This is a genomic window from Geodermatophilus sp. SYSU D00867, assembly GCF_054050315.1.
The window spans coordinates 169,765-187,826 of sequence record NZ_JBJGZC010000006.1; the positions used below are offsets into that span (position 1 = coordinate 169,765).

Below are 18,062 nucleotides of genomic sequence, written 5' to 3' on the forward strand. Positions count from 1 at the left end.
ACCCGACGCTCGCCCGCCGCCGCCGCCCGGACGTACGTTCCCGCCATGACCGGGACCACGTCGGAGGGCAGGCTCGTCCTGCCGCGGTACCTGCGCGAACCCGACGGGACCCGGACGCCCGTCGGCTTCCCGGACTACCGGAGCACCGCGCTGCGCGCGCCGCTGCGCACGCCCGTGGACCTGCCGCACCGGCTCACCGAGGTCACCGGCCCGGTGCTCGGCGAGGACCGGGTGCTGCCGGCGGACGCCGACCTGACCCTGCGCAACGGCGGCGAGGCGATCGGCCAGCGGATCCTCGTGTACGGGCGGGTCCTGGACAGCGACGGCCGCCCGGTGCCCCACGCGCTCGTCGAGGTGTGGCAGGCCAACGCGGCGGGCCGCTACCGGCACGTCGTCGACAACTGGCCCGCGCCCCTGGACCCGCACTTCGACGGGCTGGGCCGGGTGGTCACCGACAGCCTGGGCCGCTACGAGTTCCTGACGATCAAGCCCGGCGCCTACCCGTGGGGCAACCACCACAACGCCTGGCGGCCGGCGCACATCCACTTCAGCCTGTTCGGCCGGGCGTTCACCCAGCGCCTGGTCACCCAGATGTACTTCCCGGACGACCCGCTGTTCGGCCAGGACCCGATCTTCAACGCGATCCCCGCGGCGGCCCGGCACCGGGCGGTCAGCCGCCACTCCCTGGAGCGCACGCAGGACAACTGGGCGCTGGCCTTCGAGTGGGACATCGTGCTGCGCGGCACGGACCAGACGCCGTTCGAGACCGATGACGACGGGGACGTGGCGTGATCGTGGACCCGATCGTGGACCCGCTGGACGTCCCGCCGGACCCGGCCGTCCCCTTCCAGCCCCGCTCCGGGCAGCGCGGCACCGGCTTCCTGACCGAGCCGTTCCGGCTCGGCACCACCCCCAGCGCGACCGTCGGGCCCTACCTCGCGATCGGCCTGACCTGGCCGGACGGCGCGTGGGCCGCCGCCGAGGGCACGCCCGGCGGCTTCTGGATCCGCGGCCGGGTGGTCGACGGCGCCGGCGACGCCGTCCCCGACGCGCTGGTCGAGACCTGGCAGGCCGACCCCGACGGCCGCTTCCCCTCGCCGGAGGACCCGCGCGGGCCCTCGGCGTACCCCGGCTTCCGCGGCTACGCGCGCTCCTCCACGATCACCGGCGAGTTCGCGGTGTTCACCCTCAAGCCCGGCCGCGTGCCCGACGGCGAGGGCGGCCTGCAGGCGCCGCACGTCGACGTCTCGGTGTTCGCCCGCGGCCTGCTCGACCGCGTCGTCACCCGCGTCTACTTCGCCGACGAGGCCGAGGCCAACGCGGCGGACCCGGTGCTGGCCGCGCTGCCGGAGGACCGCCGGGCCACGCTGCTCGCCCGGCCCGCCGAGGACGGCTACCGCTTCGACGTGCACCTGCAGGGGGACCGCGAGACGGTCTTCTTCGCCCTCTGAGGTGCGCCGCCGTCCGAGCGAGACCCCGCGGCCGCCGGTAGGAAGGACGCCGTGACAGGTCTGTTCGCCGGCACCTTCGCCCGCGGCGGTGCGGCGGCGGCCGTGTCCGACGACGCCTGGTTCCGCGCGCTGCTGGAGGTCGAGGCCGCCCTCGCCCGCGCCGCCGCCGCGGCGGGCCTGGTGCCCGCGACGGCCGCCGACGCCGTGACCGCCGCCTGCGCCGACCCCTCGCGGCTGGACCTCGCGGCCGTCGTCGCGCACGCCGCCGACGCGGGCAACCCGGTGCCGCCGCTGGTGCGGGCGCTGCAGGCCGCGGTGGGGGAGCGCGACGCCGTCGCCGTGCACGTCGGCGCCACCAGCCAGGACGTGCTCGACACCGCGCTGCTGCTGCTCGCCCGGCGGGCGGTGGCGGCGCTGGACGCCGACCTGGCCGCGGCGGCGGAGGCCTGCGCGGCGCTGGCGCGGGCGCACCGCGACGACGTGGCCGTCGGCCGGACGCTGATGCAGCAGGCGGTGCCGACGACGTTCGGGCTCAAGGCCGCCACGTGGCTCGCCGGGCTGGACGGCGCGCGGCTGCGGCTGGCCGAGGTGGTCGCCTCGCTGCCGGTGCAGTACGGCGGCGCGGTCGGGACGCTGGCCGCGTCGCGGGGCGCCGGGACGGCGGTGCGGGCGGCGCTGGCGGAGGAGCTGGGGCTCGTCGCGCCCGCCGTGCCGTGGTTCACCACGCGGCTGCCGGTGGCCGACCTCGCCGGGGCGCTGGGCGCGGCCGCGGGCGTGGTGGCGACGGTCGCCGTCGACGTGGTGCTGCTGGCCCAGTCGGAGGTGGCCGAGGTCGCGGAGACCGGCGAGGGCCCCGCCGGTCAGGCGCGGGGCGGGTCGTCGGCGATGCCGCACAAGCGCAACCCGGTGGCGGCGATCTCGGCGCGGGCGTGCGCGCGGCGGGCCCCGGGCTCGGTGGCGACGCTGCTGAGCGCGATGGAGCAGGAGCACGAGCGGGCCGCCGGCGCGTGGCACAGCGAGTGGCCGACGCTGACCGACCTGCTGGTCACCGTCGGGTCGGCCGCGTCCTGGCTGGCGGAGAGCCTGCGCGGGCTGCGGCCCGACGTCGGCCGGATGGCCGAGGCGGTGTCCGCGGCCGGCGAGGGGTCGCTGGCCGGCGCGCTGGCCGAGGCGCTGACGCCGGCGCTGGGGCGGGGAGCGGCGCACGACGCGGCCGCGGAGGCGGCGCGGCACGCGCGCGAGACGGGCCGGACGCTGGCCGAGGTGGTGGCCACGCGGACCGACGTCGACGTCGCCGCGGTGCTGGCCGCGGCCGCGCCGGACGTGGGGGAGGCCGGCGCGCAGGTGGACGCCGCGCTGGCCGAGCACGAGCAGCTGGTGGAAGGGGCACCGTGACCGCGGTCGAGGTCAGCTACACCGAGGACGGGCCGGCCGACGCGCCGGTCGTCGTCCTGTCCAACTCGCTGGGCGCCACCCGGGGGATGTGGGACCCGCAGGTGCCGGCCCTGGCCGAGCGCTACCGCGTGGTCACCTACGACACCCGGGGGCACGGGGAGTCGCCCGCGCCGGCCGGGCCGTACACCGTCGACGACCTGGTCGACGACGTCCTCGCGCTGCTGGACCGGCTCCGGGTGCGGCGCGCGCACGTGGCGGGGCTGTCCCTGGGCGGGATGACGGCGATGCGGCTGGCCGCGCGCGAGCCCGAGCGGGTGGGCCGGCTGGCGCTGCTGTGCACCTCGGCGAGGCCGGAGCCGCAGGGCTTCCTCGACCGGGCGGTGCAGGCCCGCTCCGGCGGGACCGCGCCGCTCGCGCCGGCGATCGTGAGCCGCTGGCTGACCCCGGCCTACGCCGCGCAGCACCCGGACCTGGTGGCGCGGCTGGAGGCGATGATCGCCGGCGCCGACGACGAGGGGTACGCCGGCTGCTGCGAGGCGGTCGGGCACTTCGACGCCCGCGAGGACCTCGCGCGGATCACCGCGCCCACGCTGGTGGTGTCCGGCGCGGAGGACCCGGCGCTGCCACCGCCGCACCAGCAGCTGATCGCCGACGGGATCGCCGGCGCCACGCTGCTGTCGGTCAGCCCGGGCGCGCACCTGCCCAACCTGGAGCAGCCGCTGGAGGTCACCGGCGCGCTGCTCGGCCACCTCGACGCCGCCGGGGGTCACGCGTGAGCGACGCGCCGCTCGACCCGGACGACCTCACCACCGACGAGGCCCGCCGCGAGGCGGGGATGCGCACCCGGCGCGAGGTGCTCGGCGACGCCTGGGTGGACCGGGCGGTGGCGAACACGACGCCGTTCACCGCCGGGTTCCAGGACTTCATCACCCGGGTGGCGTGGGGCGACGTCTGGCAGCGGCCGGGCCTCGAGCGGCGCGAGCGCAGCATCGCCACGCTGTCGATCTGCATCGCGCTGCGGCACTGGGACGAGTTCGCGCTGCACGTGCGCGCCGCGGTGCACAACGGCCTGACCGAGGACCAGATCGCCGAGGTCCTCCAGCACGCCGCCGTCTACGCCGGCGTCCCGGCCGCCAACCACGCCTTCAAGGTCGCCGGCCCGATCCTGGAGGAGATGCGCGCCGGCTGACCCGGGCCCTCAGTCCCCTCCGGCGGGCTCCGGGGGGCTGGGCGTCAGGGCGATCGCGGCGACGGTGACGAGCCCGACGAGGACCGTCGCGGTGACCTCGTCGTCCAGCCAGTGGTGGAGGAGCGCCGCGCCCAGGCCGACGAGGACCGCCAGCAGCAGCCGGCTCCGGATCCCGTCCAGGTACGCCCCTCCCGCCTGCACTCCTCCGGCCCTCATGAGCAGGACGGTAGGTGGGGGACGGGACGGTGCCGGGCCGTCCGGGGGCGTGCCGCGGAGGCGTTCGAGCGGCGCGGTGCGTCGTCACGGGGAGGAGCGCTCCGGTCGCCGCCCGCCTCCCGGTGGTGCCGTGTCCCGTCACTGCGCGGGTGCAGTCTGCCGGGCATGGCCGACTCCTCGCCCCCGCACCGGCACCACGCCATCGACTACGTCGAACTCGCCGTGACCGACCTCGACCGGACCCGGCGCTTCTACGCCGACGCCTTCGGCTGGCGGTTCACCGACTACGGCCCCGGCTACGCCGGCATCCAGGACCCCGACGACCCGGCGGAGGAGGTCGGCGGCCTGCGCCTGGACGACGAGGTGCGCGCCGGCGGCCCGCTCGTGCTGCTGTACTCCGCCGACCTGGACGCCTCCGTGGACGCCGTCACGAGCGCCGGCGGCCGCGTCGTCGACGGCCCGTACGCGTTCCCCGGCGGGCGCCGGTTCTCCTTCACCGACCCGAGCGGCAACCAGCTCGGCGTCTGGTCCGAGACCTGACGGCGGGACGGCGCGCCAGGGCCCCGGGCGCGCTCAAGCGGCGGGCGCCAGCAGGGGTGCCGGGGTGGTGATCTCGGAGCCGTCGGGCCGGTGGGTGCGCCATCGGCCGTCCGCTCGTCGCTCGACCCGGAAGCCGTGGTGGACCTTGGTGTGGTGGCGCTCGCAGAGCAGCGCCGCGTTCTCCAGGGAGGTGTCGCCGCCGTCGATCCAGTGGACCAGGTGGTGCACGTCGCACCACCACGTCGGGGCGCCGCACCCGGCGAACACGCACCCGCCGTCGCGCAGCTCGGCCGCCTCGCGTATGTGCCGGCTCATCAGCCGCTGCTCCCGGCCGAGGTCCAGCGGGGCGCCGTCGGGGCCGAACACCACCCGGGACACCGCCCCGTCGCAGGCCAGCCACCGGGCGCGGGCGGCGGAGATCGTTGCCCCGAAGCCCATCCGCCCGGCGTTCGGACGCCCGGCCGGATCGACCAGGTCCTCGACATCGATGACGACGGCGATCTGCGGCCTGTGGCCGCGCAACGTCGGCAGGGACCCGGCGGCCAGGGCGTTGTCCGCGACCTGCACCAGCGCGTCCCCGAGGCGCTGGGCGCGGGTGCGCCCGTCGCCGGCGGGCCGGTCGGCCTGCACGTGCGCCTCGAGGGCGGTCTGCAGCCTCTCCCCGCCGACCGCGTCCAGGTGCCCGCGGATTGTGAGGGAGCCGTCGGCGTGCAGGGACAGCGTCAGTGACCGGCCCTCGGTGGGGTGGGGTTCCGGTCCGTCGGGATCGAGGTCGTCGAGGTAGTGCTGCACCACTTGGGCGAAGTCGGCGTGCGGCTGCTCGATCGCCACGCCGGTGAGCACCGCGTCGACCGCGGTCAGGTCCACCCCCTGCTCGACAGCGGAGGCCAGCCGCTCCGGGGTCACCGCCTCGGCCGCCTTCGCCATCTGCTCGGCGGACACGAGACCGGTGTCGTGGGCCTCGGCCACGGCGGGCAGGTGCTCGAGCGCCCGCCCGGTGCGCACCAGCCGGGCAGCGGCGGCATCGGAGAGCCGGCAGTGCCCGCGCAGCCACGAGGCCATCGACCTCAGCCCGTCGCGCTCCGGCGCCTGGGACAGCTCCGCCGCCCGCACCGCGCGGGCCAGTCGGGCGTCGATCCGGTTGCGCTCGGCGACCAGCGCGGCGACGTCGTCGAGGACGTCCCCGCCGCCCAGCCCACCCGAACACATGATCGAAGGCTAGTGGGTCCGACGACCGCCTGCACCCTGAATCCCCAGGTCAGCGGTCCGTCCACAGACCTCGCCGACCCCTTGCGCGGCGGTCACGGGACACCTCCGCCAGGATCGCAGGCGCAACGGGAAGCAGCGGGACCATCAGCAGGACGAGAGAGGGACGACGTGGCACTCCTGGACGACGGCGCGTGGCAGGGCAAGGTCTGGACCGGCGCCTGGACCGACGGGTCCGGCGGCACGTACGACGCGGTGGAGCCGGCCACCGGTGACGTCATCGCGCCGGTGGGGAAGGCGACCCCCGAGGACGTCCACGCGGCAGCCGAGCGGGCGGCGGCAGCCCAGCGCGCCTGGGCCGCCGCCCCGTTCGAGGAGCGCGCGCGGGTCCTGCGCCGGGCCGGCCAGGTGCTCGAGGACGCCGCCGACGAGATCAAGGGCTGGCTGGCCCGCGAGTCCGGCGCGATCCAGCCGTTCGGCGACTTCCAGGTCCACACCAGCGCCCAGGAGTGCTACGAGGCCTCCGCCCTGCCGAGCCACCCCTACGGGGAGCTGCTGCGCACCGGCGCCCCGCGGCTGAGCTTCGCCCGCCGCGTCCCGGCCGGCGTCGTCGGCGTCATCGCGCCGTTCAACGTGCCGACCATCCTCGCGATCCGCGCGATCGCCCCGGCGCTGGCGCTCGGCAACGCCGTCGTCCTCAAGCCCGACCCGCGCACGGCCGTCTCCGGCGGCGCCGTCTTCGCCCGCGTCTTCGAGGAGGCCGGGCTGCCGGCCGGCGTCTTCCAGGTCCTGCCCGGCGGCGCCGACGTCGGCGAGGCGCTGGTCACCGCGCCGCAGGTGCGGGTCATCGCCTTCACCGGCTCGACGAGGGCCGGCCGGGCCGTCGGCGCGCTCGCCGGGCAGCACCTCAAGCGCGCGCACCTGGAGCTCGGCGGCAACTCCGCGCTGATCGTGCTGCCCGACGTCGACGTCACCGCGGCGGCCGGCGTCGGCGCCTGGGGCACGTTCAGCCACCAGGGCCAGATCTGCATGGCCACCAGCCGCCACCTGGTGCACGAGTCGATCGCCGAGGAGTACACCGCCGTCCTCACCGAGAAGGTCGAGAAGCTGCCGGTCGGCGACCCGTTCCGCGAGCAGGTGGCGCTCGGCCCGCTCATCGACGCCGGGCAGCGCGACCGCGTGCACGGCCTGGTCACCGCCAGCGTCGACCGGGGCGCCACCGTGCGCACCGGCGGCACCTACGAGGGGCTGTTCTACCGGCCGACCGTCCTCGGCGGCGTCGCGATCGACCACCCGGCCTACCAGGAGGAGATTTTCGGGCCGGTCGCCCCGGTGACGCCGTTCTCCAGCCTCGACGAGGTCGCCGAGCTCGCCGCCGGCACCGAGTACGGCCTGAGCCTCGGCATCCTCACCCGTGACGTCTACGCCGGCCTCGAGCTCGCCGAGCGCATCCCGTCCGGGCTCGTGCACATCAACGACCAGACGGTCAACGACGAGGCGGTCGCCCCGTTCGGCGGCGTCGGCGCGTCCGGCACCGGCTCCCGGCACGGCGGGCCGCAGGCCAACATCGAGGCGTTCACCGAGACCCAGTGGGTCACCCTGCGCGGCGACCTGCCCGCCTACCCGTTCTGAGCGCCCGGGGCCGTGCACTTCCGCGCAGGTGCACGGCCCCGGGAGAGTGGCCGGCATGCACGAGCTGTTCAGCGAGGAGCGCTCGGCCGACGTCGTCGCCGCCAGCTTCGCGGGCACCCCGGACCCCCGGCTGCGGCAGGTGGTGACGTCGCTGGTCCGTCACCTGCACGCCTTCGTCAAGGACGTCGAGCTCACCGAGGAGGAGTGGGCCGCGGCGATCGACTTCCTCACCCGCACCGGCCACACCAGCGACGCCGTGCGGCAGGAGTTCGTCCTGCTCTCCGACGTCCTCGGCGTCTCGATGCTCGTGGAGACGATCAACCACCGCAGCGGCGGCACCGGCACCGAGTCCACCGTGCTCGGCCCCTTCCACCAGGTCGAGTCGCCGGAGCGGCAGCTCGGCGACGACATCGCCCTCGACGGGAGGGGCACCCCGTGCCTGGTCTCGGGGCGGGTCACCGGCCCGGACGGCGAGCCGCTGGCCGGCGCCACCGTCGACGTCTGGCAGGCCAACGCGGACGGCTTCTACGACGTCCAGCAGCCGGACGTCCAGCCGCCGGGCAACCTGCGCGGGCTGTTCACCGCCGACGACGACGGCCGCTTCTGGTTCCGCTCGGTCGTCCCGCGCTGGTACCCCATCCCCGACGACGGACCGGTCGGGCAGCTGCTCGCCGCCACCGGTCGGCACCCCAACCGGCCCGCGCACCTGCACGTCATCGCCGCGGCGCCGGGGTACCGGCCGGTGACCACGCACGTGTTCGTCGCCGACAGCCCCTACCTCGACTCCGACGCGGTGTTCGGGGTCAAGGAGAGCCTCGTCCGGGACGTGCCCGAGGTCGACGACGCCGAACGCGCCGCCGCCCTCGGCCTGCCCAACCCGTTCCGCACCCTGACCGTCGACGTCACGCTGCTGCGCGCCTAGCGCCGGAGCCGCAGCGACTGCCCCGGGCGCAGCTGCGCGCAGCGGTCGACGTCGCCGTCGGCGACGTAGCCGGCCACCGGGTAGCCGCCGGTCACCGGCGCGTCGGCGAGGAACAGCACCGGCTGCCCGGACGGCGGCACCTGCACCGCGCCGCGGACCAGCCCCTCGCTGGCCAGCTCGCCCCCGACCGCGCGGTCCAGCCACGGGCCGGCCAGCCGCAGCCCCACCCGGTTGCTCTCCGCGGTGACCGTCCACGCGGCCGTCCCGAGCGCGTCCAGCGCCGCCCCCGTCAGCCAGTCGGCGCGCGGGCCGGGCAGCAGCCGCACGGTCACCTCCCCGGCGGGCGGGTCGGCGACCGGCGCGAGGTCGACGCCGGGCAGCGGGCCGGCGTCGTCCCCGACCGGCAGGACGTCACCGGCGCGCAGCGGCGCCGGGCCCAGGCCGGAGAGCACGTCGGTGGACCGCGAGCCCAGCACCGGCGGGACGGCGATCCCGCCGCGGACGGCGAGGTAGGTCCGCAGCCCGGCGGTCGGCGTCCCGAGCGCCAGCGTCGCCCCGGCGCGGAGCAGGCCGGGCGCGGCGTGCACCGGCGACCCCGGGCACCGCGCGCCCGTGGTGACGACGAGCAGGTCCGCCCCGGCGCGCACGACCAGCCCGCCGAGGGTCACCTCCAGCACCGCGGCCGCGGGGTGGTTGCCCACCAGCCGGTTCGCCAGCGCGGCCGCGGCGCGGTCGGCGGCCCCCGACCGGCCCACGCCGATCCCGCCGAGCCCGGGCCGGCCGCGGTCCTGCACCGTGGTCAGCGGGCCGGGGGACAGCACGGTCAGCACGGCACGAACCGCACCCGCACGCCCGGGCGCAGCAGCGCGGCCGGGTCGCGGGCCAGGTCGAACACCGCGACGTCGGTGCGCCCGACCAGCCGCCACCCGCCCGGCGACGCGCTCGGGTAGACCCCGGTGAACCCGCCGGCCAGCGCCACCGACCCGGCCGGCACCCGGGTGCGCGGGGTGGCCAGCCGCGGCACGTCCCAGGGCGGCCCGTCGGGGACGCAGTAGCCGAACCCCGGCGAGAAGCCGCAGAACGCCACGGTCCACTCCCGTCCGCTGTGCGCCGCGACGACGCCGTCGGGGTCGGTGCCGAGCAGCTCCGCGACGTCGGCGAGGTCGGCGCCGTCGTAGCGGACCGGCAGCTCGACCCGCTCGCCGGTGCCCGCCCGGCCGGGCCGCCACGGCAGCCGCTCGAGCGCGGCCCGCACGTCGGCGAGGTCGCCGTCGGCCACCACCAGCACCGTCCGCGCGGCCGGGACGACGTCGACGACGCCAGGCAGCGCCCAGTCGCGCAGCGCGGCGCAGAAGCCGAGGACGGCGTCGAGGTCGTCGAGCTCCACCAGCAGCGCGGACGACCCGCTCGGCAGGACGCGCATCAGGCGAACGGCGCCAGCGCGACGCCGGCGCCGGTGAGCGCCGCCCGCACCTCCCGGGCGATCGCCACCGCGCCCGGGGTGTCGCCGTGCACGCAGATCGAGTCCGGCGCCAGCACCAGCGGGCCGCCGTCGACGTCGGTCACCGGCTCCCCGGCGGCCATCGCCACGCACCGCCGGGCGATCTCGCCGGCATCGGTGAGCACCGCACCCGGCTGCCGGCGGGGGACCAGCGTGCCGGCCGGGGTGTAGGCGCGGTCGGCGAACGCCTCGGCCACCGTGGGCAGCCCCGCCTCGCCGGCCAGCCGCAGGAACACCGAGCCCGGCAGCCCCAGCACGGGCAGCGACCTGTCGTACGCGGCGACGGCGGACACCACGGCCGCGGCCTGCTCCTCGTGCGCGACGACCGCGTTGTACAGCGCCCCGTGCGGCTTGACGTAGCGCACCCGCGTCCCCGCCACCCGCGCCAGGCCGTCGAGCGCGCCGAGCTGGTAGAGCACGTCGGCGGCGAGCTCGTCGGGCGCGGCGTCGAGGAACCGGCGGCCGAAGCCGGCGAGGTCCCGGTAGGACACCTGCGCCCCGATCGCGACGCCGGCGTCCGCGGCCTGCGCGCACACCCGCCGCAGCGTCAGCGGGTCGCCGGCGTGGAAGCCGCAGGCGACGTTCGCGCTGGTCACCACCTGCAGCATCGCGGCGTCGTCGCCGAGGGTCCACGCACCGAAGGACTCCCCGAGGTCGGCGTTGAGGTCCATGACGACATCCTCGCGGGCGACCCGCGCACGCCACGCGGTCAGCCGGCCGGGAGGCAACTACGGTTCCGTTGACGCCCCCGTGAGCCAGGAGGGCGTCCGGCACGGAGGAGGCGGTACCGGATGCACCGCGACCTGGTGGTGATCGGCGCCTCGGCCGGCGGCGTCGAGGCGCTGCGCGACCTGCTCGCCGGCCTCCCGCAGGACCTGCCCGCCGCGGTCCTGGTGGTGCTGCACATGCCCTCCAGCGGCCGCAGCGCGCTGCCGGCCATCCTCGCGCGGGTGTCGGCGCTGCGGGTGTCCGCGGCCGAGGACGGGATGCGGCTGGAGCCCGGCACGGTCGTCGTCGCCGTGCCGGACCGGCACCTGATGGTGGCCGACGGCCACGTGCGGCTCTCCCGGGGACCGCGCGAGAACGGCTGCCGGCCGGCGGTCGACGTCCTGTTCCGCTCGGCCGCCCGCGCGCACGGCCCCCGGGTGGTCTCGGTCGTCCTGTCCGGCGCGCTCGACGACGGCACCGCGGGCACGATCGCCGTCCGCGCCCGGGGCGGGGCGACCGTCGCGCAGGACCCGGGGGAGGCCCTCTACCCGAGCATGCCGCTGCACGCGGTGGAGGTCGGCGGGGCCGACCACGTCGCCGCACTCGCCGAGCTGCCCCAGCTGTTGGACCGGCTGGTGCGCGAGGAGGTCGACGCCGTCGCCCCGGCACCCACCCCCCTCATGACGACGGAGACGGAGATGGCCCGACTCGACGGCGAGGCGATGGACGAGGACGCGCGGCCGGGGACGCCGTCGGGCTTCGGCTGCCCCAGCTGCCACGGCGCGCTGTTCTCGATCAGCGAGGGCGGCATGGAGCGGTACCGGTGCCGCGTCGGCCACGCCTGGTCGCCCGAGGCGCTGGCCGCCGAGCAGGCGCAGGCGCTGGAGGGCGCGCTGTGGATGGCGCTGCGCGGCCTGGAGGAGCAGGCGGCGCTGAGCCTGCGCATGGGCCTGCGCGCGGAGGACGGCGGACACCGGCACAGCGCGCTCGCCTTCCGGCGCCGGCACGACGAGGCGCTGGGGGCCGCCGCGCTGCTGCGGGACCTGCTCGAGCGCGGTGCGCTGAACGGCGAGGGCGTCCCGGACCAGGTCGACGACGGGCTCGGCGACCCCGCTGCGGGCGCGGCGGGGGCCTGACCCGTGGCCGAGGAGAGACGGCGGGACGGGGACCCGGTGACCGACGACGGGACGACCCCCGACCCGGGCGGAGGCGACGTGACGACCGACGACCTGCCCGCCCGCGACGCGGCGGAGGACGACGACCTGCTGGTCGACGACGCCGAGCCCGACGACGCCGAGCCCGACGCCTTCGTCGACGCCGCGGCCGGCGTCGACCCCGACTTCGAGTCGCTGCTGGTGTACCTGCGCGAGCGGCGCGGCTTCGACTTCACCGGCTACAAGCGGCCGAGCCTGGTCCGCCGGGTGCGCCGGCGCATGGCCGAGGTCGGCACGACGTCGGTCGCCGAGTACCAGGACTTCCTCGAGGTCCACCCCGACGAGTTCGCGCCGCTGTTCAACACGATCCTCATCAACGTCACGAGCTTCTTCCGCGACCGCCCGGCCTGGGACCACCTGCGCGACCAGCTGCTGCCGGGCCTGCTGGCCTCGGCCGGCCCGCGGATCCGGGTGTGGAGCGCGGGCTCCGCGTCGGGCCAGGAGGCCTACAGCCTCGCGATCCTGCTGGCCGAGGCGCTCGGCATCGACGAGTTCCGCGAGCGGGTGAAGATCTACGCCACCGACGTCGACGAGGAGGCGCTGGCCCAGGCCCGCCAGGCGCTGTTCACCGAGCGCGAGATGGCGGGCCTGACGCCCGAGCAGGTGGAGCGGTACTTCACCCAGGAGGGCACCCGGTTCGCCTTCCGCAAGGACCTGCGGCGCTCGGTCATCTTCGGCCGCAACGACCTCGTGCAGGACGCGCCCATCTCGCACGTGGACCTGCTGCTGTGCCGCAACACGCTCATGTACTTCAACGCGGAGACGCAGAACCGCATCCTCGGCCGGCTGCACTTCGCGCTCGCCCCGCACGGGCTGCTCTTCCTCGGCAAGGCCGAGATGCTGCTCTCCCACGCCCAGTTGTTCGTCCCGGTCGACCTCACCCGCCGGTTCTTCCGGAAGCGCGACGGCGGGGGGCAGACCGAGCGCCGGGCGGTCCCGGCCGTTCCGCGCAGCGACCTCGACGGCGGGATCGGCGACCTGTCCCGGCTGCGGCGCCAGGCGATGCTCGCCTCCCCGGGCGCGCAGCTGGTCCTCGACGCCGACGGCCGGCTGGCCCTGGTCAACCACCACGCCCAGCGGCTGTTCCACGTCGACGAGCGCGACGTCGGCCGGCCGTTCCAGGACCTCGAGGTGTCCTACCGCCCGGTCGAGCTGCGCGGCGCGATCGCCGAGGCGGTGAGCAGCCGGCGCGCCGTGTGGCTGCGCGGCGTGGAGCGGCACCAGGCGGGCACGGAGGCCCTCGTCTTCGACGTCCAGGTGGTCCCCCTGTCCCGCGAGGACGGCAGCCCGCTCGGCGTCACGGTCGTGTTCGAGGACGTCACCCCCTACCGGCGGCTGCAGCGGGAGCTGGAGTACGCCAACCGGCAGCTGGAGACCGCCTACGAGGAGCTGCAGTCGACCAACGAGGAGCTGGAGACCACCAACGAGGAGCTGCAGTCGACGGTCGAGGAGCTGGAGACCACCAACGAGGAGCTCCAGTCGACCAACGAGGAGCTGGAGACGATGAACGAGGAGCTCCAGTCGATGAACGACGAGCTCCACACGACCAACGAGGAGCTGCGCGCCAGCACCGACGAGGTCGCCACGCTCAACGAGTTCATGACCGGCGTGCTCTCCAGCTTCCGCGCCGGCGTCGTCGTCGTGGACCGGGACCTGCGGGTGCTGGCGTGGAACGCCGCGGCCGAGGACCTGTGGGGCCTGCGCCAGGACGAGGTCAGCGGCCAGTACCTGCTCAACCTGGACATCGGTCTGCCCGTGTCGAGCCTGCACCCGCTGCTGCGCCGCCAGGTGGCCGGCGAGGGGTCCTCCCACGAGACCGTGGAGCTGCGCGCGGTCAACCGGCGGGGGCGGCCGGTGCAGGTCCGGGTGACGGTGAGCGCCTTCGCACCCGGCGCCGGGCAGGGCGGCGCCGTCGTCCTCATGGACCCCGTCGACTGATCAGTGCGCGGCGGCGATGACCTCGTCGGCGTGTCCCTCGACCACGAGCTGGGCGAGGTCGCGGACCTTGACGTTGAGCCGGTTGCTCAGGGTGACCAACCGGGCGAACGCGTCGTCGGCGCCGACGCCGAGCCGGCCCATGAGCACGCCCTTGGCCTGGTCGATGACCGCCCGCGAGGCCAGCGCCTGCTCGAGGTTGGCGGTGAGCCGGTGCAGCGCCTCCCGCTCGCTGACCTCCTGCAGCACGGCCGCGAGCGCCACCGCCACCAGCTCGGCGATCCGCCGGTCCGCGGACCCGAAGGCGTCGGCCCGGGGCGAGTAGACGTTGAGCACGCCGGTCGGCTCGCCGGTCAGCGCCAGCGGCACGGCGAGGACGCTGCGCACCGGGCCGACCGCGGCGAGCCGGGCCAGCGCCGGCCAGCGGGGGTCGGTGCGCAGGTCACCGGTGGCGACGACCTCACCGGTGGCGGCGGCGTCCAGGCAGGGGCCCTGCTCGGCGCGCATCTGCCGGCCGTCTGCCTCCTGGGCGACCGTGGAGTCGCTGCCGAGGAACCGCGGCGCCGCGGGGGAGCCGATGGTGATGCTCACCCAGTTCGCCGCCGGGACGGCGGTCCGGGCGAGCGCCGCCATCCGGCCGAGCAGCTGCCGGCGGTCCCCGTCGGTGCCGGCCAGCCGGGTCAGCTGGGTGAGCGCCTCGGCCACGGTGACCGGCGTGCCCTCCGCGTCGCGGGCGGCGGACGCGCCGCCGGGGACCTCGGGCGGGCCGAGCGGGATGCCGCTGTCGTCGGTGACCAGCACCCAGCGGATCCGCGCCCGCAGCGGGTCCGGGTCGACCACGTCCGGCGCGCCGAACAGCTGCCCCGCGGCGCTCGCGCCACTGCGACCGCGGACGGTGACCGGGGCGCGGTACTCGGCGGCCTGCCCCGACCCGAGCCCGCGCAGCGCGGACCGGAGGCCGGGCACGTCCCGGGGCTCGAGGTAGACGGTCAGCGGCTTGCCGGCGAGCCGGGCGACGGAGACCCCGACGAGTGCGGCCAGCGCCGGGTTGACCTCCACCAGCTTGCCCGTGCCGTCGGTGACGAACAGTCCGACCGGCAGGACCGCGGCGACGTGCTCGTGCCACCGGCGCTCGCCGTCGAAGCGCTCGACCAGCCGGGCGATCTCCTCCTGCTGCGCGCGCAGCTCCTCCTCGGCGACCCGCAGCTCCTCGTGCGCGACGGCGAGCTCGGCGAGGTCGTCGACGACGCGCGGGGCCGGCAGCGGGTGCAGCGGGTCGGTGCTCACGGCGAGGACTCCCGGCCGGCCCTCCCGGCGTCGGTGGTCGCCTGCCGCCGGTCCTCCTCGGCCTCGTCGCGGTGGTGGGCCGCCTGGCGGCGGTGCTCCGCGGCGTCGCCGATGCCGCGGTCGGCGGCGGCGTCGTGCAGCCGGGCCGTGCGCTCGTGCAGCTGCGAGGAGTGCTCGTGCCGCGCGGCGGCGCGGCGGTGGGCCGCCTCCGCGCGGGCGGCGGAGTCCTCGGCCGCCTCCTGCGCCGCCCGGACGTCGTGCTCGGACGGGACCTGGCCCGAGTCCAGGCGGAGCAGCCGGTCGGCCAGCTCGCGGGTGCGCCGGCCGGCCGCCTCCGCGCGCTCGGCGGCCTCCCGCGCCCGGTCCTCAGCGGTCATGGGCCCATCGTCCTCGCCCGGGCCGCCCGTCGCACGCGTGTCGGGCACGCCGCCGGGCGGTCACGCCCGCTCGGCGGCCCGCTCCCGTGCGGCCAGACGGACCCGGGAGTGCCGGTAGCCGTAGGCCACGTACACCAGCATCCCGAGCGCGAGCCAGGCCAGGAACCGCAGCCACGTCTCGATGCTCAGGTTGAGCATCAGGTAGAGGCAGGCCAGCGCGGCGAGGGCCGGCAGCACGGGGGAGAAGGGCACCCGGAAGGGCCGCTCGAGCTGCGGGCGGGTGCGGCGCAGCACCGGCACCGCGACCGCCACCAGCAGGAAGGCGAACAGGGTGCCGATGCTGACCAGGTCGGCCAGCGTCCCGAGCGGCACGAACGTCGCCAGCACCAGCACCAGGACGGCGAACAGCAGCGTGACCCGCGCCGGGACGCCGCTGCGCGGGCTGACCCGGGCCACCGCCGGCGGCAGCAGCCCGTCGCGGCCCATGGCGAACCCGATCCGGCCGATGGTGATCAGGTCGACCAGGATCACCGAGGTCAGCCCGGCCACCGCGGCGATCGACACCAGCGACGACGCCCAGCCCAGCCCCACCTGGTCGAACGCGTCGGCGATCGGCGCGCCCTCGTCGATGTCGGTGTACTCGACCATCCCGACGACGACGAACGCGACGCCCACGTAGAGCGCCGTGGCCAGCCCGAGGGTGCCGAGCAGGCCGAGCGGCACGTCCCGCGCCGGGCGCCGGGTCTCCTCCGACAGGTTGGCCACCGCCTCGAAGCCGGTGTAGGCGAAGAAGACGACGGCCGCGGCGGTGAGCACCCCGCCGACGCCGAACGCGACCGGCTCCAGGCCGGCGATCACCTCGATGAGCGGCCGGGTCAGCCCGCTGCCGCTCTCGGCCGGCTCCGACGGCGGCACGAACGGGGTGAGGTTGGCGCCGCGGACGAACCAGACCCCGGCCAGGATGACGAACAGGCAGACGGCGACCTTGACGACGACGAGCACGCCGGTGACCCGCGCCGACTCGCGGATGCCCAGCACCGCCACGAGCGTCAGGACGACGACGATCGCCGCCGCGCCCAGGTTCACCGTGGCGGTCTCGCCGAACAGCGACGGCGGCAGGTCCAGCAGGTTGCCGACGTAGCCCGACCAGCCGCGGGCGACCACGGCCGCGCCGAGGGCGAACTCGAGGAACAGGTCCCAGCCGATGATCCAGGCGACGACCTCGCCGACCGTGGCGTAGGTGTAGGTGTACGCGCTCCCCGCCGTCGGCACGGCCGAGGCCAGCTCGGCGTAGCAGACCGCCGCGAGCAGGGCGACCAGCCCGGCGACGGCGAAGGAGACCACCACCGCCGGGCCGGCGCTGTTCTTCGCCGTCACGCCGGTGAGCGTGAAGATCCCGGTGCCGATGACGATGCCGATGCCGAACCCGACCAGGTGTCTCGCGGACAGCCGCTTGCGCAGGTGCCCGCCGCCGTCGGGCGCCCCCTCGTCGTCCCCGGCGTCCGCGCGGACGGCCTCCACCGACTTCGTCCGGAACAGGTCCACGGGGGGACGCTAGGTCGGTGCGGGCCCGCTCGCTGGGTGAGAGGAGGGGTGGTCCTCCGTCAGACCTCGTCGACGGGGAAGGTCCGCGACGGGGACACGAACTCGTCCTGGGCGGCGACCAGCAGGATCTCCCGCGAGCCGGCCTCCTCGGTGCGCCGCAGCAGCCCCCAGACGCTGGCCGCGGCCCGGCCGAGCGCCTCGCCGGCGGAGCGGGTGTCCAGCCAGTGCGCGAGGAACAGCGCCGCGATCGCGTCGCCGGCGCCGTTGACCGACACCGACAGCCGCGGCGTGCGCACGCGGAAGTGGCGGCCGCCCTCGGAGGCGAGCAGGTCGACGGCGTCGTCGGGGGTGTCGTCGGCGACCAGCGACGTCGTCAGCACCACCCGCGGGCCCAGCGCCTGCACCGCGGCGACGGCGTCCTGCACCTCGGCGAGCGTGCGGGTCGTCGTCCGCGCGAGCAGGTCGAGCTCGTAGTGGTTGGGGGTGACGACGTCGGCCGCCGGGACGGCGACCTCGCGCATGAACTCCTCGATGCCCGGCCGCACGAACACGCCGCGGCCGACGTCGCCGATGACCGGGTCGCAGGCGTACACGGCGTCGGGGTTGGCCGCGCGCACCCGCCCCACCGTGCCGACCACGGCGTGGCCGATGTCGGCCGAGCCGAGGTAACCGGACAGGACGGCGTCGGCGGTGCCCAGCACGCCGCGGTCGGCGATGCCGTCGACGACCTCCTCGATCGCCTGGCCGTCGAACACCCGCCCGGTCCACGCGCCGTAGCCGGTGTGGTTGGAGAACTGCACGGTGTGCACCGGCCAGACCTCGACGCCGAGGCGCTGCAGCGGGAAGACCGCCGAGGAGTTGCCCACGTGGCCGTAGGCGACGTGCGACTGGATGGAGAGGACGTTCACCACGGGAGCACACGCTGCCATGCGCCCGCGGGCCGG

19 protein-coding genes are annotated in these 18,062 nt (G+C 76.4%); 10 read left to right on the forward strand and 9 right to left on the reverse strand.

Translation table 11 applies throughout. The features are described from left to right. The first annotated feature begins 45 nt into the window (after positions 1–45). Genes pcaH through pcaC form a run of 5 tightly spaced genes read left to right on the forward strand, consistent with a single transcriptional unit; the run spans position 46 to position 4,035 of the window. A complete protein-coding gene (gene pcaH, locus ACI8AK_RS07740; RefSeq protein ID WP_387989987.1) occupies positions 46–792 on the forward strand; it encodes a protocatechuate 3,4-dioxygenase subunit beta in 747 nt (248 codons plus the stop codon). A gap of 2 nt (positions 793–794) precedes the next feature. Next, positions 795–1,451, forward strand: a complete 657-nt coding sequence (gene pcaG / locus ACI8AK_RS07745) for a protocatechuate 3,4-dioxygenase subunit alpha (RefSeq protein WP_456955725.1) — start codon at positions 795–797, stop codon at positions 1,449–1,451. Between the two features lie 51 nt (positions 1,452–1,502). Further along, the gene (pcaB, locus tag ACI8AK_RS07750) at positions 1,503–2,846 is read left to right on the forward strand and encodes a 3-carboxy-cis,cis-muconate cycloisomerase (protein ID WP_456955727.1); all 1,344 of its coding nucleotides are present in this window, start codon (positions 1,503–1,505) and stop codon (positions 2,844–2,846) included. Next, positions 2,843–3,622 (forward strand): 3-oxoadipate enol-lactonase, encoded by a 780-nt coding sequence (gene pcaD / locus ACI8AK_RS07755; protein ID WP_456955729.1) that lies wholly within the window; start codon positions 2,843–2,845, stop codon positions 3,620–3,622. The genes pcaB and pcaD overlap by 4 nt, the downstream gene beginning before the upstream one ends. Next, a complete protein-coding gene (pcaC, locus tag ACI8AK_RS07760; protein ID WP_456955731.1) occupies positions 3,619–4,035 on the forward strand; it encodes a 4-carboxymuconolactone decarboxylase in 417 nt (138 codons plus the stop codon). The genes pcaD and pcaC overlap by 4 nt, the downstream gene beginning before the upstream one ends. Before the next feature lie 9 nt (positions 4,036–4,044). Here the strand turns inward: pcaC and ACI8AK_RS07765 are convergent, their stop codons facing one another. Next, positions 4,045–4,251 carry a hypothetical protein gene (locus tag ACI8AK_RS07765; protein WP_387990002.1) on the reverse strand — a complete coding sequence of 69 codons (207 nt, stop codon included), beginning with the start codon at positions 4,249–4,251 and terminating at the stop codon, positions 4,045–4,047. A 165-nt stretch (positions 4,252–4,416) separates the two neighbouring features. On the opposite strand from ACI8AK_RS07765, the gene ACI8AK_RS07770 reads away from it, so the two are divergent. Next, positions 4,417–4,791 (forward strand): VOC family protein, encoded by a 375-nt coding sequence (locus tag ACI8AK_RS07770; RefSeq protein WP_456955733.1) that lies wholly within the window; start codon positions 4,417–4,419, stop codon positions 4,789–4,791. A 33-nt stretch (positions 4,792–4,824) separates the two neighbouring features. On the opposite strand, the gene ACI8AK_RS07775 is transcribed toward ACI8AK_RS07770, so the two are convergent. Then, the gene (locus tag ACI8AK_RS07775) at positions 4,825–6,000 is read right to left on the reverse strand and encodes a DUF222 domain-containing protein (protein WP_456955735.1); all 1,176 of its coding nucleotides are present in this window, start codon (positions 5,998–6,000) and stop codon (positions 4,825–4,827) included. A 168-nt stretch (positions 6,001–6,168) separates the two neighbouring features. Here ACI8AK_RS07775 and ACI8AK_RS07780 point away from each other — a divergent pair, with 168 nt between their 5' ends. Together ACI8AK_RS07780 and ACI8AK_RS07785 are read left to right on the forward strand one after the other, a co-directional pair. After that, a complete protein-coding gene (locus tag ACI8AK_RS07780; protein ID WP_456955737.1) occupies positions 6,169–7,629 on the forward strand; it encodes a benzaldehyde dehydrogenase in 1,461 nt (486 codons plus the stop codon). A gap of 55 nt (positions 7,630–7,684) precedes the next feature. Next, the gene (locus ACI8AK_RS07785; RefSeq protein ID WP_456949668.1) at positions 7,685–8,551 is read left to right on the forward strand and encodes an intradiol ring-cleavage dioxygenase; all 867 of its coding nucleotides are present in this window, start codon (positions 7,685–7,687) and stop codon (positions 8,549–8,551) included. On the opposite strand, the gene ACI8AK_RS07790 is transcribed toward ACI8AK_RS07785, so the two are convergent. The 3 genes from ACI8AK_RS07790 to ACI8AK_RS07800 are packed head-to-tail and all read right to left on the reverse strand — an operon-like array spanning position 8,548 to position 10,723. Further along, on the reverse strand, positions 8,548–9,381 hold the full coding sequence (locus ACI8AK_RS07790) for a 5-oxoprolinase subunit C family protein (protein ID WP_456955738.1): 834 nt from the start codon (positions 9,379–9,381) through the stop codon (positions 8,548–8,550). The two genes, ACI8AK_RS07785 and ACI8AK_RS07790, sit on opposite strands and share 4 nt — an antisense overlap. Then, entirely contained in the window at positions 9,375–9,974 is a 600-nt protein-coding gene (locus ACI8AK_RS07795; RefSeq protein WP_456955740.1) for a 5-oxoprolinase subunit B family protein, read from the reverse strand. Before ACI8AK_RS07795 ends, ACI8AK_RS07790 begins: the two co-directional genes overlap by 7 nt. Further along, positions 9,974–10,723, reverse strand: coding sequence for a LamB/YcsF family protein (locus tag ACI8AK_RS07800; protein ID WP_456949671.1), 750 nt, complete (start codon positions 10,721–10,723; stop codon positions 9,974–9,976). Before ACI8AK_RS07800 ends, ACI8AK_RS07795 begins: the two co-directional genes overlap by 1 nt. 120 nt (positions 10,724–10,843) lie before the next feature. Here ACI8AK_RS07800 and ACI8AK_RS07805 point away from each other — a divergent pair, with 120 nt between their 5' ends. After that, positions 10,844–11,896: a chemotaxis protein CheB gene (locus ACI8AK_RS07805; RefSeq protein WP_456949672.1), complete on the forward strand. Its 1,053-nt coding sequence runs from the start codon at positions 10,844–10,846 to the stop codon at positions 11,894–11,896. A gap of 78 nt (positions 11,897–11,974) precedes the next feature. Then, positions 11,975–13,912, forward strand: a complete 1,938-nt coding sequence (locus tag ACI8AK_RS07810; protein WP_456955742.1) for a CheR family methyltransferase — start codon at positions 11,975–11,977, stop codon at positions 13,910–13,912. On the opposite strand, the gene ACI8AK_RS07815 is transcribed toward ACI8AK_RS07810, so the two are convergent. The 4 genes from ACI8AK_RS07815 to pdxY are packed head-to-tail and all read right to left on the reverse strand — an operon-like array spanning position 13,913 to position 18,029. Next, the gene (locus ACI8AK_RS07815) at positions 13,913–15,196 is read right to left on the reverse strand and encodes an ANTAR domain-containing protein (protein WP_456949674.1); all 1,284 of its coding nucleotides are present in this window, start codon (positions 15,194–15,196) and stop codon (positions 13,913–13,915) included. It abuts the gene before it with no gap. Next, complete coding sequence (locus ACI8AK_RS07820; protein WP_456949675.1) at positions 15,193–15,573, reverse strand: hypothetical protein; 381 nt, start codon at positions 15,571–15,573, stop codon at positions 15,193–15,195. Before ACI8AK_RS07820 ends, ACI8AK_RS07815 begins: the two co-directional genes overlap by 4 nt. Before the next feature lie 60 nt (positions 15,574–15,633). Continuing rightward, positions 15,634–17,118 (reverse strand): amino acid permease, encoded by a 1,485-nt coding sequence (locus ACI8AK_RS07825; protein WP_456949676.1) that lies wholly within the window; start codon positions 17,116–17,118, stop codon positions 15,634–15,636. A gap of 59 nt (positions 17,119–17,177) precedes the next feature. Then, a complete protein-coding gene (gene pdxY, locus ACI8AK_RS07830) occupies positions 17,178–18,029 on the reverse strand; it encodes a pyridoxal kinase PdxY (RefSeq protein WP_387990039.1) in 852 nt (283 codons plus the stop codon). Positions 18,030–18,062 lie beyond the last annotated feature (33 nt).